10 protein-coding genes are annotated in these 15347 nt (G+C 33.9%); all 10 read right to left on the bottom strand.

Features of this window, described 5'->3' with window-relative positions:
* Positions 1-27: 27 nt before the first annotated feature.
* The 10 genes from B5464_RS11330 to B5464_RS11285 all read right to left on the bottom strand — a co-directional run bounded on the left by B5464_RS11330 (position 28) and on the right by B5464_RS11285 (position 15298).
* Entirely contained in the window at positions 28-1806 is a 1779-nt protein-coding gene (locus tag B5464_RS11330) for an efflux RND transporter periplasmic adaptor subunit (RefSeq protein WP_079738447.1), read from the bottom strand.
* The gene (locus B5464_RS11325; protein ID WP_079738446.1) at positions 1796-2278 is read right to left on the bottom strand and encodes a DUF305 domain-containing protein; all 483 of its coding nucleotides are present in this window, start codon (positions 2276-2278) and stop codon (positions 1796-1798) included. The genes B5464_RS11330 and B5464_RS11325 overlap by 11 nt, the downstream gene beginning before the upstream one ends.
* A 17-nt stretch (positions 2279-2295) precedes the next feature.
* Positions 2296-4791: a heavy metal translocating P-type ATPase gene (locus B5464_RS11320; protein ID WP_079738445.1), complete on the bottom strand. Its 2496-nt coding sequence runs from the start codon at positions 4789-4791 to the stop codon at positions 2296-2298.
* Between the two features lie 4 nt (positions 4792-4795).
* The gene (locus B5464_RS11315) at positions 4796-6031 is read right to left on the bottom strand and encodes a TolC family protein (RefSeq protein WP_054851357.1); all 1236 of its coding nucleotides are present in this window, start codon (positions 6029-6031) and stop codon (positions 4796-4798) included.
* Positions 6031-9735 (bottom strand): efflux RND transporter permease subunit, encoded by a 3705-nt coding sequence (locus tag B5464_RS11310; RefSeq protein ID WP_079738444.1) that lies wholly within the window; start codon positions 9733-9735, stop codon positions 6031-6033. The genes B5464_RS11315 and B5464_RS11310 overlap by 1 nt, the downstream gene beginning before the upstream one ends.
* A 107-nt stretch (positions 9736-9842) precedes the next feature.
* Positions 9843-10256: a hypothetical protein gene (locus tag B5464_RS11305; RefSeq protein WP_036122971.1), complete on the bottom strand. Its 414-nt coding sequence runs from the start codon at positions 10254-10256 to the stop codon at positions 9843-9845.
* Positions 10257-10327: 71 nt separating this feature from the next.
* The gene (locus B5464_RS11300) at positions 10328-12280 is read right to left on the bottom strand and encodes a heavy metal translocating P-type ATPase (RefSeq protein WP_079738443.1); all 1953 of its coding nucleotides are present in this window, start codon (positions 12278-12280) and stop codon (positions 10328-10330) included.
* Complete coding sequence (locus B5464_RS11295; RefSeq protein WP_079738442.1) at positions 12277-12639, bottom strand: DUF3703 domain-containing protein; 363 nt, start codon at positions 12637-12639, stop codon at positions 12277-12279. The genes B5464_RS11300 and B5464_RS11295 overlap by 4 nt, the downstream gene beginning before the upstream one ends.
* 56 nt (positions 12640-12695) lie before the next feature.
* Positions 12696-13109, bottom strand: a complete 414-nt coding sequence (locus B5464_RS11290; protein WP_079738441.1) for a Fur family transcriptional regulator — start codon at positions 13107-13109, stop codon at positions 12696-12698.
* Between the two features lie 2 nt (positions 13110-13111).
* Complete coding sequence (locus B5464_RS11285; RefSeq protein ID WP_079738440.1) at positions 13112-15298, bottom strand: TonB-dependent receptor; 2187 nt, start codon at positions 15296-15298, stop codon at positions 13112-13114.
* Positions 15299-15347: the final 49 nt, after the last annotated feature.

Genomic DNA, 15347 nt, shown 5'->3' with positions numbered 1-15347 from the left:
AAAATTTAATTGTTATTACTTGATTTATTATTCTATTACTTGTTTTACTTCACCACAGGTTAGCATTGCTTCGCCAAAGTATGGATTGATTACTTTTTCTTCTTTGCTTAACCAATAAGCACCATTATTGTTATCTGCCATTGGACAAAATTCTACATAGACCTTTTCATTGATACCAAATAGTTGTACAGCATTGATTAGATGTGATGATAAATGTTTAAAATGGTCTCTTTGTGATTTTATATCGGACGTTTCAGAAATTGAAGTTGCAGAAGATTTTATTTCGCCTTCTAATGACATCCAATGGTTATGCGCCTTATTATCTGACAACAATTTCATATTTACTTTGGTTAAATTGTTTAGTAAAGTTGATGCGCTTGTTGAAGTACTTTTTGAATCTTCTTTTACTAAAGCATCTTTTAAATTGATATATTCATTGTAAACACTATTTAACTGTTGTTGAAATTTCTCTGATACTTCCAAACGCTCATTCATATTGGTGTGGTCAGTTTGTTTGTTGGATGCATTGTTATCCATACCTAAATGTCCTTCGTGTCCAGTCATTACTTTACCACCATCTTTATTCATCATAGATTTTTTGCCTTGTAATTGTGCAGCTGCATCAACTGTAAATGTTCCGTTAGTCACTATTTCATTTCCAACAAATAAACCTTCTACAACTTCATATTCATTACCAATTTGATTGCCTAATTTAATTTCACGCATTTCAAAAATAGGTTGGTCTGGATTTGTTTTAAGGTACACCACAGAACGTTCACCTGTCCATAACACAGAAGATGTAGGAATTGTTAATACTTCGTCATTTTTAGCTGTACTGCCTTCAATATTTGCGGTTACAAACATTCCTGGTTTAAATACATCATCCTTGTTGTTTAGAACCACACGCAAGGTTACTGTTCTTGTTTTCGTGTTTAAAACTGGGTCAATGAAATCTACTTTACCTTTAAACTCTTTATTAGGATAAGCATTGGTTGTTATCATCACTTCCTGTCCTTTTTTAAAGCGTTCAATCTGATTTTCATAAACATCAAAATTTCCCCAAACCGTATTGAGATTAGCAATTTTTAATAAGGGTTGACCTTGTTTAATGTAATCGCCTTGCTCTACCAATTTTTCTGTAACAGTACCCGAAAAGGTTGCATAAACAGGAAAGTTTTCTTTCACTTTTCCTGTTTCTTCAATCTGATTGATTTGATTTTCAGAGAGCTTCCATAATTTCAGTTTATTACGGACTGCTTTATATAAAGCAGGTTGTGATTCTTTTAAAGATGCTGCTGTAATTAATTCTTGTTGTGCTGCATAGAGTTCTGGCGAATAAATGGTTGCCAATAATTGACCTTTACGAACTTCTTCGCCTGTAAAACTCACATTCAAACGCTCAATTCTTCCAGCGAAATAACTTACTTGTACTGCATTGGCTTCTTCGTTTTCAGCAATTTTACCAGATAGTTTTATGGTATTGCCTTCTGCATTGCCTTTACCCACAACGGTTGTTTGAATATTGGCTAATGCCATCGCATTTTCTGTTAGTTTGAACTGGTCTGCCATTAAGCCATCGCTTCCGCTTTCCGCAGGAATTAAATCCATACCACAAATAGGACAATCACCTGGTTCTGGTTTCATAATCTGTGGATGCATAGAACACGTCCACATTTGATTGGTTTCTGCAACCGCATTGTGATTATGGTCTGTTTCTTTATTTGATGAGCCACCAAAAAGCAACCACCCCAATAACACACCTACTACGAGTAAGCCTATGTATATGACAATTTTATTATTTTTCATTTTCTAATCTTTTTATCATTGCTTTCATTTCTTCTATTTCTTTACGCTGTGCTTTTATGATGTCTTCTGCTAATTTCTTAACTTCTGGGTCTTGAATATCTGCTCTTTCACTTGTTAAAATAGCGATAGAATGATGTGGTATCATTGCTTTCATCCAAAGGACATCACCAATAATTGGTGCTTGTGTTCTTACCAATCCTAATGCACCAACAAACAGAATAAAACTACCTGCAAGTATGGCAATATTCTTCTTTTTATCATTATACATTTTTCGCATAAAAAACCACATTATAACTGCCATTGTTGAAATTCCTAAACACGTCATATAGAAACGTGTTAGACTAAACCATACGTGGTCTATGGAATAGGTGTTTAAATACATTGTGATGTACATTGCTACAAATGAGCAAGCCAGCATTATAAAGAAGGTTTTGTAGTTTCCTTTGTTTGAGTGTTCTTTTGGATTTTCCATAATCATTTGATTTATAGTTATACTTTAATCGTTCTTAATCTTAATGCGTTACCAATAACCGAAACAGAGCTAAAACTCATTGCTAAAGCTGCAATCATTGGCGAGAGTAATATTCCGAAGAATGGGAACAACACACCTGCTGCAATAGGCACACCTAATGTGTTATAGATAAGCGCGAAAAATAGGTTTTGCTTAATGTTTCTCATTACAGAATCGCTTAAATTTCTTGCTTTTACAATTCCGTTTAAATCGCCTTTTACGAGTGTTATCATTGCGCTTTCAATTGCTACGTCTGTTCCTGTTCCCATAGCAATACCAACATCGCTTTTAGCCAATGCTGGTGCATCGTTAATACCATCACCTGCCATAGCAACTACTTTTCCGTTTTCTTGTAATTTCTCTACTTCTTTGAGTTTGTCTTCTGGTAACATACTGGCTTTAAAATCTGCAAGATTTAGTTCTGATGCTACTGCTTGTGCGGTATCGTGATTATCGCCTGTAAGCATTATTACATCAATCCCTTTATCTTGAAGTGCTTTAATGGCTTTAGCACTTGTTTCTTTTATCTTATCGCCTATAACTACATATCCAACGACGGTTTCATCTATTGACAAATAAGAAACTGTTTTGCCTTGTTTTTGGTAAGATTTCGCTTCGTCTTTCATTTTAGAAGCAATTTCTGCTTTCACATATTCCATCATTTTAGGATTACCTAATGCTACTTTTTTATCTTTTATGGTCGCTTCAACACCTTTTCCTGTGACTGCACTAAAATCTTCGGACTTTAAAATTTCTGCGTTGTGTTCTTTGCCATATTTAACAGTTGCTTCTGCTAAAGGATGTTCGCTATTGGTATTTAATGAAACGATGTATTGTAACACTTCTTTTTCGCTTAAAGCCTCATTAAAAGCACCAACGGTTTCAACTGTTGGTTTTCCTTCGGTAATTGTGCCTGTTTTATCAACGATAAGCGTATTCACCTTATCCATTTTTTCAAGAGCTTCAGCATTTTTAATCAATACACCATTTTGAGCACCTTTACCTACACCAACCATTACAGACATTGGTGTTGCTAAACCTAAAGCACAAGGACACGCAATGATTAGTACTGCAATTGCATTCACAAACGCATACACATAAACTGGTTCTGGTCCCCAAATAGACCATACTATAAATGTGATTATCGAAATGATTACTACAACTGGCACGAAGTAACCCGAAACTCTATCCGCTAAATTTTGAATAGGTGCACGACTTCTACTGGCATCATTCACCATATGAATGATTTGTGATAATAAAGTGTCACTACCTACCTTTTCAGCTTTCATTAAAAAGGATTGATTGCCATTTATTGTTCCGCTACTTACTTTATCTTCTTGAGATTTGTTTACAGGAATAGGTTCTCCTGTAATCATAGATTCGTCAATAGTTGTTTCGCCTTCAGTTATCACACCATCCACAGGAATTTTATCGCCTGGTTTCACTTTTAGAATATCATTAAGTTCTATCTCGTCAATACTGACTTCAACTTCTTCGCCATCTACTATTTTTATGGCTTTGTTAGGTGCTAATTTTAACAATTCTTTTACTGCCGAATTGGTTTTACTATGCGCACGAGCTTCTAACAGCTGACCTAATAGTACTAACGTTAGAATTACCGTTGCTGCTTCAAAATAGACGTGAACTGTACCTGATTCTGTTTTAAATTGACTTGGAAATACGTCTGGAAAGAACATACCAAAAACACTAAACGACCACGCCACACCTGCACCAATCCCAATAAGTGTAAACATATTGAGATTCCAAGTCTTAATGCTTTTATAGGCACGTTCAAAGAACATCCAAGTGGCATAAAACACTACTGGAATTGATAATGCAAACTGAATCCAGTTCCAATATTTCTGTTCCATTATATCGTACAACGGATTGTTATTAAGCATTTCGCTCATAGCAATTAAGAAAATGGGTAATGTGAATACAGATGCTATCCAAAATTTCTTTAATAGCTTCTTATACGTTTTTTCTTCTGCTGAACTATCTGCTTCCATTGGCACTAAATCCATCCCACAAATAGGACACGAACCTGCTTCGTCTTTGACAATTTCTGGATGCATCGGACACGTCCATTGTTCCTTTGAAGTTGCTGATAGATTTTGTTCTTCCACCAAATCCATTCCGCAAACAGGACAATCACCTGGTTTGTTATAGATTTTATCGCCTTCGCAATGCATAGGACAATAAAATGTGCCTGTACCTTTAGGTTGCTTTTCCTTTTTAGCTTCTGAATGCTGATGGTGTTCACCTTGTTTATGAATGCTATATGTACCACCATCCTTTTTTAAGGCTTCTTGAAATGTTTCTATGGGAATATGTGATTCCATTTCTATGTTAGCTTCTGCCTTATCTAAATCGACTGTTGCTTTTGAAACACCTCCTACTTTAGAGAGCGTTTCCTCAACGTGACTGCGACAACCGTTGCAGGTCATTCCGTGTATGTGATATGTGTGTGTCATTGTTTTACTGAATTAAATAATTAATGATTGTACTTTGCACATAGTAGGTCTTCACAGATTCTATTTGGTTCATTTGAAACTTTAGCTGCAACTCTTGAATATCCAAAACATCATTAAAATCAATCGTTCCTGTTTCATAGCTTTTGATTAAAATGTCTTCTGCATCTTTGGCTTGCTGTAGGTTTTTGGTTTGGGTAGCATAACTTATTCTTGCAGAAATGCGTTCGTTATTCGCTTTGTCTAAAAGCGTTTCCAATGCATTTAAACGTTCCTGTTTTTGAGCAGTAATTTCCTGCTGTTGCAAATCATTTTGTTTGGTTTGGGATTTATATTTCTTATTGAAAATTGGGATAGATACCGAAACCATTGGCATTACAATATCCTTTCCGTTATCGCTGAAATCCATATTTGGTCTTTCAGCAACATTGATATAATCTAATCCAAAACCAATCATTGGACTGCTTTCTTTTTGATTCAATAATTCTGATTGCTCTATGGATTGATAGAGTTTATCAAATTTTAGTAATTCAGGATGTAATACTAATTTTTCAAAAGTAATATCAAAGTCTTCAGAAGGTATCATTAAACTATCTACCACATTCACGGTAACATCATTACCTCTATTCAATAGATTATTGAAGTTAGTTTGTTCTGCTAAAAATTGTTGTTGCAATACGTCTTTTAATTGTTGCATTTCGTTTTGACGCATTTGTAAACGCAATACATCAACCGCTGATGCTTTACCAACCTCAACAGAAGTCAAAGCCATTGTTTCATAAGTTTCTAACAGATTGATATTCTCTGTTAATACCTTTTGTTTTGCTTTATTAGCATATAGTCTATAATAAGATTGTGAAACTGAAGACATTAGTTTTCGCTTCGCAATTACAATATCTTCATACTTAACATCTGCTAACGAACTAACGTAATTTTCTCTTGCCGAAATATTACCAAACCACGGTAACATTTGTTTTGCAGACACCTTAAAGCGTTGAGCACCTGTTCGAGTTTCTGGTTCACTTACAAAATAACCAACTCCAAATTCTGTATTAGGAACCGTATTTACTTCATTTACTTTTTCTGAAACCCTTTTGTATTGCAATTCAAATTTTTGAATTTCAGGGTTGTTATCTAATGCTTCATTAATGAGCACATCTAATTGTTGCGCATTTCCTTTGAGAACAAAGATTAAAAAACAAAGAAAAATGACTGACTTTATGTGTGATTTTATATGTTTCATTATACTGTTCTTTTAAGTTTAACTTCTGCTTTCCAACTATATAAAACAGGGACTACAAATAGTGTTATTAAAGCGATTAACATTCCACCAAAACTTGGTATTGCCATAGGTATCATAATATCACTACCTCTTCCTGTAGATGTTAATACTGGTAATAATGCCAATATGGTAGTAGCAGTTGTCATTAAACAAGGTCTAATACGTTTTTCTCCTGCTTCTACTACTGATGCTCTGATTTCTTTTTTATTTTCTGGTGTATTTCTATCAAATGTTTGTGTTAAATAAGTTGCCATTACAACTCCATCGTCTGTTGCAATACCAAAAAGAGCAATGAAACCAACCCAAACTGCTACACTTAAATTAATTGGATGTATTTGAAATAATTCACGTAGATTCTCTCCAAAGAAATTAAAGTTTAAAAACCAATCTTGACCATAGAGCCAAATCATTAAGAAACCACCAGCAAATGCTACTGCAATACCTGTAAATACCATTAAGGATGTTCCAACAGAACGGAATTGGAAGTACAGTATCAAAAAGATAATTGCCAAAGCTAATGGTACAACAACCGATAAAGTTTTTTCTGCTCGTAATTGGTTCTCATACGTTCCTGTAAATTGATAGTTAATGCCTTTTGGTACAACCAATTCGCCATTATCTATCTTTTCTTGAATTAAGGTTTGTGCATTTTCAACCACATTTACTTCTGCAAAACCATCCATTTTATCAAATAACACATAGCCAACTAAAAAAGTATCTTCACTTTTAATTACTTGTGGACCTTGTTCATATTTTATAGTCGCCAATTCACTTAACGGAACAGGGCTTCCTTTTTCAACAGGCACATAGATTTGTTTTAAATCGGTTGGATTTGCTCTTAATTCTCTTGGGTAACGAACTCTAACACCATAACGCTCACGACCTTCTACTGTTTGTGTTAATACCATACCACCAACAGCCACTTTTAAAACATTTTGAACTTCCTCAATGGTTACACCATAACGAGCAATTTTCTCTCTATCAATGTCTATTAACAAATATGGTTTACCTACTATACGGTCTGCAAAAACTGCTTCATCTTTAACACCTTCAGCTTGTTTAAGTATATCTTCTAACTGAACACCAAATGCTTCTATTTGTTTTAAGTCTTGACCTTTAACTTTTATTCCCATAGGTGCACGCATACCAGTTTGTAGCATTACTAATCGGGTTTCAATAGGTTGCAATTTTGGTGCAGATGTAACGCCTGGTAGTTTGGTAACTTTAACAATTTCATTCCAAATATCATCTGGTGATTGTATTTCAGGTCTCCAATTTCGATAGAACTCACCATTATTATCTTTTATTAATTGAGACCTTGAAACAGTATTGAAAGGTGTGTTTTTAGTATTATTTGGGTTCGTTATAAAACGACCATCTTTTAATTCAAACAAACCATCATCATTGACTTTGTAACGTTGACGTTCTCGATTTTCATTCAGCATATATTCTGACTTATACTGAATAACATTTTCATACATTGATAGTGGTGCTGGGTCTAAAGCAGATTCTGTACGACCTGCTTTTCCGACTACTGTTTCAATTTCAGGAATACTTGCAACTGCCATATCTAACTGCTGTAAAACACGCTTATTTTCTTCTACACCAGAATGTGGCATCGAAGTAGGCATCAATAAAAACGAACCTTCATTTAATGATGGCATAAATTCTTTACCTGTGTTTTTCATAATGAAAAAACCAGCAATGACAATTGCAGTTGGAATTGAAAGAAATAGTAATTTATTATCTAAACACCATCTTAAAATTCGAGTATAATACCTGATAAACAATGAGAAAACACCCAATAAGCCAAAGCAAATGACACCAACAAAGATGAGGTTCCAGAAGATACTTTTATCAACTCCTAAAGGTCTCCAATATTCCGCTAACAGAAATACTATTGCAGTTGTACATATTATGATATTAATTAAGTTGGATTGTTTTTCTGTTATTTTATTTTGAGTACTTAACAATGCTGTGATACCAAAAGCTATCAATATTAATCCTAACCAATAACCATAGATTATTGCTATTATCCCTAATACTATTAAAACGCCATTTAAAGCATATTTAAAATGCGTTTTTATGCTTTTCTTTCTGAATAAAAACGCTGCAAAAGGTGGAATTAAAAACAATGCTACAATTATTGAAGCTGTTAATGCAAAGGTTTTTGTGAATGCTAATGGTCTGAACAATTTACCTTCAGCGCCAATCATTGTAAATACAGGAATGAAACTTATAATTGTAGTCATTACTGCGGTTACGATTGCACCAGAAACTTCGGCTGTTGCGTTGTAAACTACTGTATTAATGGATTGTGTTCCATCATCTTCATCTAAATGCCGAATGATATTTTCTGATAGTATAACACCAACATCGACCATTGTTCCGATAGCAATTGCAATACCAGATAATGCGACAATATTAGCATCGACGCCAAAGAGTTTCATCGCAATAAATACCATTAAGACTGCAACTGGTAATAATCCTGAAATCAAGACAGAAGCTCGAAGATTAAACACCATAATGATTATAACCAAAATGGTAATCAATATTTCAAGAGTTAAGGCTTCATTGAGTGTACCTAAAGTTTCTTGTATCAATTCTGTTCTGTCATAAAAAGGCACTATGGTAACTTGTGATGTTCTTCCATCTGCCAAAACTTTTGAAGGTAATCCTGCACTTAATTCATTAATTTTTTCCTTTACGTTATTAATGACTTCCATTGGGTTTGCTCCATAACGAGCCACCACAACAGCACCAACAACTTCAGCACCTTCTTTATCCAATAAACCTCGTCTTGTTGCTGGACCTAATGAAACTTTTCCAATGTCTTTAATTTTTATTGAAGTGAAATTTTCAGAATCAACTACAGCATTTTCAATATCTGCAATGGATTTTACATACCCCAAACCACGAACTAAATATTCAGCTTGGTTAATTTCCAAGGTTTGTGCGCCAATATCCTTATTACTTTCTTTTACAGCTTTAACAATATGATGTAACCCAATGTTATATTGACGCATTAGTTCTGGGTTTACATCCACTTGGTACTCTTGAACATAACCACCAATTGATGCAACTTCAGAAACACCGCTTGCAGAGGACAAGGCATATTTAACATAGTAATCTTGAATACTACGTAATTCGTGTAAATCCCAACCACCTGTTACATTACCGTTCTCATCACGACCTTCAAGTGTGTACCAAAATATTTGTCCTAATCCTGTGGCATCTGGACCTAACGCTGGATTAACACCTTCGGGTAATAAACCACTTGGTAAGGAATTAAGTTTTTCGAGAATACGACTTCTGCTCCAGTAAAATTCTATATCCTCTTCAAAAATGATATAGATGCTTGAAAACCCAAACATAGAGGAACTACGAATGGTTTTCACTCCAGGAATACCCAATAATGATGTGGTTAATGGATAGGTTATTTGGTCTTCTATATCTTGTGGGGAACGACCATCCCACTTGGTAAATACGATTTGTTGATTTTCACCTATATCGGGAATAGCATCTACTGCTACAGGGTTACTTGGCAAAAATCCTGTATCCCAATTAAAAGGTGCATTAACAGTTCCCCATCCAATAAAAAGGACAAGTAGTAAAACTGCAACGAGTTTGTTTTCTATTAAAAATTTGATGCTTTTATTTAGCATATGATTGATTTTAAACAATTAGACAATAGTGTTGTAAAAACACCGAATACAGTAAATTATCCTTACGACATTGCAGTCATAGGATAAAAGAGTCTATTGTTTAAAAATCAAATTAAGTATGTCTCGTCAATCTTGTAGAGTTGCCTTATGACGAGTGGTGGTTTGTATTCTTCGTAGGTAGATACATTACTGTCTAAACCTTCAAAAAGGTTAATGTAAGTATAAACAAATGAAGCGATGAATACTTGTTGCTCAAACGTGATTTTGTCAACTTGCAATTGTAATTCGTCTTGACCTTCAATTGCTAATTGTTTATCATCACAACAATTTTTCTTGGTAATAGAACATTCTTCGGTTGAAGGCTTTTCCATTTCCATTCCGCAACCTTTGGCTTTTTGAAAGATAGCAGATTCTACTAAAGTATCTCCACAATAATGCATATTCACAGTAAATGACATTGTAGAGAATAACACTACAAAAGTCATTGCTAAAGACATTATTTTATGGAAAATCTGCTTCATATTGATTGCGAAGTTACGAAATTTTAACAACTATTGATTTTGTTTAACAGAAGTTTAATTGATTAATCTGCTTAATCCCATTTCATTTTCTGCAATCGAACTGCATTTAAAATTGCTAATAATGCTACTCCTACATCTGCAAAAACAGCTTCCCACATTGTGGCTAAACCACCTGCTCCTAATATCAAGACAATAACTTTAACTCCAAACGCTAAAATGATATTTTGCCAAACAATTTTTCTTGTAGAACGACTTATTTTAATGGCTCTAACTACTTTTGAAGGCTGGTCGGTTTGAATGATAACGTCTGCTGTTTCAATAGCTACATCACTACCTAAACCACCCATTGCAATACCAACGTTACTTGCTGCTAAAACAGGTGCATCGTTAATACCATCACCTATAAAGGCTATTTTGTTTTCAGGATTTTTCTTTAAAATTTCAACTTCGTTTAATTTATCTTCTGGAAGTAAACCACCTTTAGCATTTTCGATATTCAACTCTTTAGCGACTTGTTGCGTGATGGAATCTTTATCACCGGAAAGCATCATAATATTTTTAATGCCTACTTTGTGTAATGCTGTAATAGTTTCTTTTGCATCTTCCTTTAATTCATCTGCTATGACTACATAACCTGCAAATTGATTATCGATTGCAACTAATACTATCGATTCTACAATAGATTCCGTTTCAGATGGAACATTTATATTATTCGCAGTCATTAAGGCTTTATTTCCTACTAAAACTGTTTTACCATTAACAACGCCTTTTAAACCTTTACCTGCAATTTCAGAAACGTCTTGTGCTTCAAAATCTTCTCCTTCAGCTTTGTACTCTAAAATGGCTTTAGCAATTGGATGCGTGGATTGTTCTTCCAACGCCATTAAGTATTGCATAAATTCGGTTTCATTCCAACCAATTGCTTTTACTTCTTTGATTTTAAAAACACCTTTGGTAGCGGTTCCTGTTTTGTCCATTACCAAAGTATTTATTTTGGTCATAGCATCTAAAAATGAAGCACCTTTAAATAATATTCCATTTTTTGAAGCTGCTCCCAATCCACCGAAATATCCTAATGGAATTGAAATCACTAAGGCACAAGGACAAGATATTACCAAGAAAATTAATGCTCTGTATAACCAATCTCTAAACACATAATCATCTACAAAAAAGTAAGGTATAAAAGTAACACCAATAGCTAAAAACACAACAATTGGTGTGTAGATACGAGCAAACTGTCTAATAAATAGTTCTGTTTTAGACTTACGAGCTGTAGCATTTTGAACCAAATCTAATATTCTCGCAATAGAACTGTCTTCAAACTTATTAGTTACCTCAACTTCAATAACGCTTTCTAAATTGATACTACCTGCGTAAACCTTTGCTTCTTTCTGAATGGAATCTGGTTTGCTCTCGCCTGTTAACGCTGCGGTGTTTAGAGATGCTTTTTCGGATAATAAAATCCCATCTAACGGTATTTTCTCACCTACTCGAATTTGTATTTTTTCACCAATATTTACAGCTTCTGGCGACACACTAACATAATCACCATCACGAAATACATTGGCTTCTTTTGGTCGAACATCTAATAAGGCTTTAATATTTCCTTTTGCTCTATTAACTGCTGCGTTTTGAAATAATTCTCCTACTGCATAAAATAGCATTACTGCCACACCTTCAGGATATTCACCAATGATAAACGCACCAATGGTGGCAATAGACATTAAAAAGAACTCGGTAAAAACATCGCCTTTTATAAGACTTTTCCATCCTTCTTTAATTACAGGAAATCCAACTGGAATATATGCTAAAGTGTACCAAACTACTCGAATCAATCCTTCAAATTGAGGAATCGCATCAAAATAATCTACAGCGATACCTACCATTAACATAACAAAACTTATAATAGCAGGAATGTATGTCTTGAATGCACTTCCATCTCCGTGGTCGTGACCATCATCGTGAGAATGTTGTTCTTCTGAATTTGGTTTTAAATCTCTTAAATTGACTTTCTTTTTTTTCATTTAATATCTAATAATTTTTCAATGTCATTGGGAATAGGCATCCGTTTTAATGGTGGCACGTTTGCTCCACCTGTATTACCAAGTGGAACGTGATTTATAAATGATTTCCAGCCACCCACAAACAACCTAACTATTTGACCTATTACTTCTTTAGTATCTTTTTGTCTAAATCCAAATTTTAGCATTAACCAATGTGAATAGGTATGTTCTATTGGATAAGATTGCCCTATGATATGACTGCGTTCTAAATGATACCAAGCATTGCCAAAATGCTTATTTTCTAAACAGAAACTGTATAGTTTTAATTCTTCGTTATACGCCTGTTTAAGATGTTTAGGTATTTTAGTATTAAACTTCATATTCACTAATTTTGGATAAATGTACTTTAATAGTAAGTGCAATGGAAGTGCAATTATTAGCCACTACACTTATCGCAAATACCTTTTACCACCAAATTTACATTCTCTGACACAAAACCATCAGGTACTTTAATTTGCGGTATTTTATGTTCTGTTAGGCAAATGGTTTCATTGCAATTGTTACAATGGAAATGTAAGTGTAAATCGGTTTTTATATCACAATTACATCCCTTTTCGCATAACGCATATTTTGTTATCCCTGTGCCATCGTCTATTTGATGCACAATATCCTTTTCTTCAAAAGTTTTAATAGTTCTGTACAAGGTAGTTCTATCTGCTTTTTCAAAAGCATTTTCAATATCACTCAATGTTACCGCTATCTCTTTTTCTGCAAGAAACTTATAAATTAACATACGCATTGCTGTAACACGAATATTTTTTGACTCTAATACTTGTTCTATTGTTTCCATATTTAATCGTGGTCTTCGTTTCCAAATGGTTTAATAATAAGACCTACACTAAATATAAAACCATCTGTAGGTGCATAAATCTCTGGAAAAACAGGATTGTCGTGTGGCGGTAAAACTAAAGGTGAAAACCTGCTTTGTCTTCTATCTGTAAAATTCTCAAAATTCACAAATACACTTCCTAATTTAAAATTACGCATCACCAATAAACCCATAGTTACAAAGTCTGTAGTTTCTGTACCATTGGATAAGAATTGTTTTCCTGTATAAAAGGTTTCATAACCAATACGCCATTTTTCAGATTCGTACATTAAAACACTACCTGCGTTATGCTTTGCTGTTAATGGCTTTTGTGGATTGCCAGGTAAATAATTTAGTTTGATATCAATAAGCGCATAGTTTAAAAACCATCTAAAGTCTTTGTAAGTAAACTTAATATTGGTTTCTGCTCCTTTGCTAAAGATTTCATCTGGTGCATTTTCAAACTGAAATAAACCGTTATCTGTAGAATTTAAAAGCAGTCCATCATTAATAGCAGTCACATAGAATAATTGGTTTATGGAAAAACCAATCTCATCCGATAATCGTGTTTGATAATTCACATCGAAATTAACACCATAAGAACGTTCTGCATCTACTGTAGATTTATCTATAGCAAGCACATTTTCAAAATTGATATACTCTGCTTCTTCTGTAAAAATATCAGGAATCTTATACCCTAAACCTCCACCAATTCTACTTGAAAATCCACTATTGTTTTTATAAAGTAATGAAATTCTTGGAAGTGGAAAGAAACCGAAATCCGTATTATAATCTGCTCTTAATCCTGTTTCTAATATCCAATTATCTGATAAATCATAAATATTATTTGCAAATGCGCCAAAGGTTACATCTTTTTGGTCTCTCTGTAGTGGTGCGTTATCATTTTCATCGAAATTTGAGGTATAAAGATTAGCTCCAACTATCCAATCCGTTTTTTCTGATGCTGTATTATATGTGATTTCAGTAAACGTATTTGTCTGTTTGCCATCAAAATTGAAATCCGGAACGGTTAAATTCCTATCGAAAAAAGAGACACTATTTTTAAACTCTACTGAACTAACGGAATCTAATTGTGTTTGATATACCAATTGACTGCTTAATCGTTTTGAATTGTTTTCTTCTGTATATTGATGAATACCTTCTTCACCACTTTCAATTTTGGTAATATCTCCACCAATTCTATGATCGTACGTTCCGTTTAATCCAAACCAAAGTGTTGTTTTATCTGATGGATAATAAAATAATTTTGGATTGAATGAAATTGATGTTGTTTTTGGTAGGTTACTAAAGCCATCATCTTCTGGGTCGTATGCTTTTTGGTAATGACCAGAACCATAAAGTGATACACCGAATTTTTCATTTCGTTTGCTATAAAATACATTGGCAGTACTTCCTAACGCTTGGGTTTGAGTTAGCATAATATCTAATGCAGGTTCTTCATCTGGTGTTTTAGATACCATATTTACTAATCCTGCAATAGCACCTCCACCATAAAGTGTTGACGAACTTCCTTTAATAATTTCAAATTGTTGTAAGTCTAAAGGTGGTATTTGTAAAATACTTAACCCACTTGAGAAACCACCATATAATGGAAATCCATCTCTTAAAAGCTGTGTGTACCTACCATCTAAACCTTGAATACGAATATTGGTACTCCCACTACTTAATGATGTTTGTTGCATTTGTATTCCTGTGCTTTCACGAAGCACCATAGAAATATTAGTAGGATTCATTATTGCTTTTTCTCCTAATTCCTCTGCACCTATAAACTCTATACGTGTCGGTATTTTTCTAACGGTTCTCGTACTTCTTGAAGATTGCAGTACTACAGCATCTAATTGATTACCACCTTCTTTTAATTTAAAGACTAACGCTGTATTACTTGGAATTTGAATTGTTGTCTCAAATGCTTCAAAGCCTAAAAAGGAAATTATTATTTGATGCTGACCATCTGGTATTTCTGTAAAAGTTGCAATACCATCAAAATCGGTTACTGCTCCTTTTTCTAATACTTCAAAATAAACCGTTGCGCCCAATAAAGGCTCGTTTTCAGCTTCTGTTAGGACTTTTATTTGTATGTCTGATGTTTGTGCCTGTAACGATAGGCAAAGTATTAATATGAGCTTTATGCTCAATAGGTATTTATTCATTGAATTGTATTTGTAATTAACTAAATAATTGATTTAAAATCGATTTGTT

Origin of the sequence: Polaribacter sp. KT 15, from assembly GCF_900143115.1 — a bacterium.
Lineage (GTDB): Bacteria > Bacteroidota > Bacteroidia > Flavobacteriales > Flavobacteriaceae > Polaribacter > Polaribacter marinaquae.
Note: the sequence above shows the minus strand (reverse complement) of the source record. Positions and strands in the feature narration are given on the sequence as shown.

What these genes read in the sequence shown, in the direction of transcription:
- B5464_RS11330 (WP_079738447.1), bottom strand. Translation starts at nt 1,806, where the DNA reads ATGAAAAATAATAAAATTGTCATATACATAGGCTTACTCGTAGTAGGT.
- B5464_RS11325 (WP_079738446.1), bottom strand. Translation starts at nt 2,278, where the DNA reads ATGGAAAATCCAAAAGAACACTCAAACAAAGGAAACTACAAAACCTTC.
- B5464_RS11320 (WP_079738445.1), bottom strand. Translation starts at nt 4,791, where the DNA reads ATGACACACACATATCACATACACGGAATGACCTGCAACGGTTGTCGC.
- B5464_RS11315 (WP_054851357.1), bottom strand. Translation starts at nt 6,031, where the DNA reads ATGAAACATATAAAATCACACATAAAGTCAGTCATTTTTCTTTGTTTT.
- B5464_RS11310 (WP_079738444.1), bottom strand. Translation starts at nt 9,735, where the DNA reads ATGCTAAATAAAAGCATCAAATTTTTAATAGAAAACAAACTCGTTGCA.
- B5464_RS11305 (WP_036122971.1), bottom strand. Translation starts at nt 10,256, where the DNA reads ATGAAGCAGATTTTCCATAAAATAATGTCTTTAGCAATGACTTTTGTA.
- B5464_RS11300 (WP_079738443.1), bottom strand. Translation starts at nt 12,280, where the DNA reads ATGAAAAAAAAGAAAGTCAATTTAAGAGATTTAAAACCAAATTCAGAA.
- B5464_RS11295 (WP_079738442.1), bottom strand. Translation starts at nt 12,639, where the DNA reads ATGAAGTTTAATACTAAAATACCTAAACATCTTAAACAGGCGTATAAC.
- B5464_RS11290 (WP_079738441.1), bottom strand. Translation starts at nt 13,109, where the DNA reads ATGGAAACAATAGAACAAGTATTAGAGTCAAAAAATATTCGTGTTACA.
- B5464_RS11285 (WP_079738440.1), bottom strand. Translation starts at nt 15,298, where the DNA reads ATGAATAAATACCTATTGAGCATAAAGCTCATATTAATACTTTGCCTA.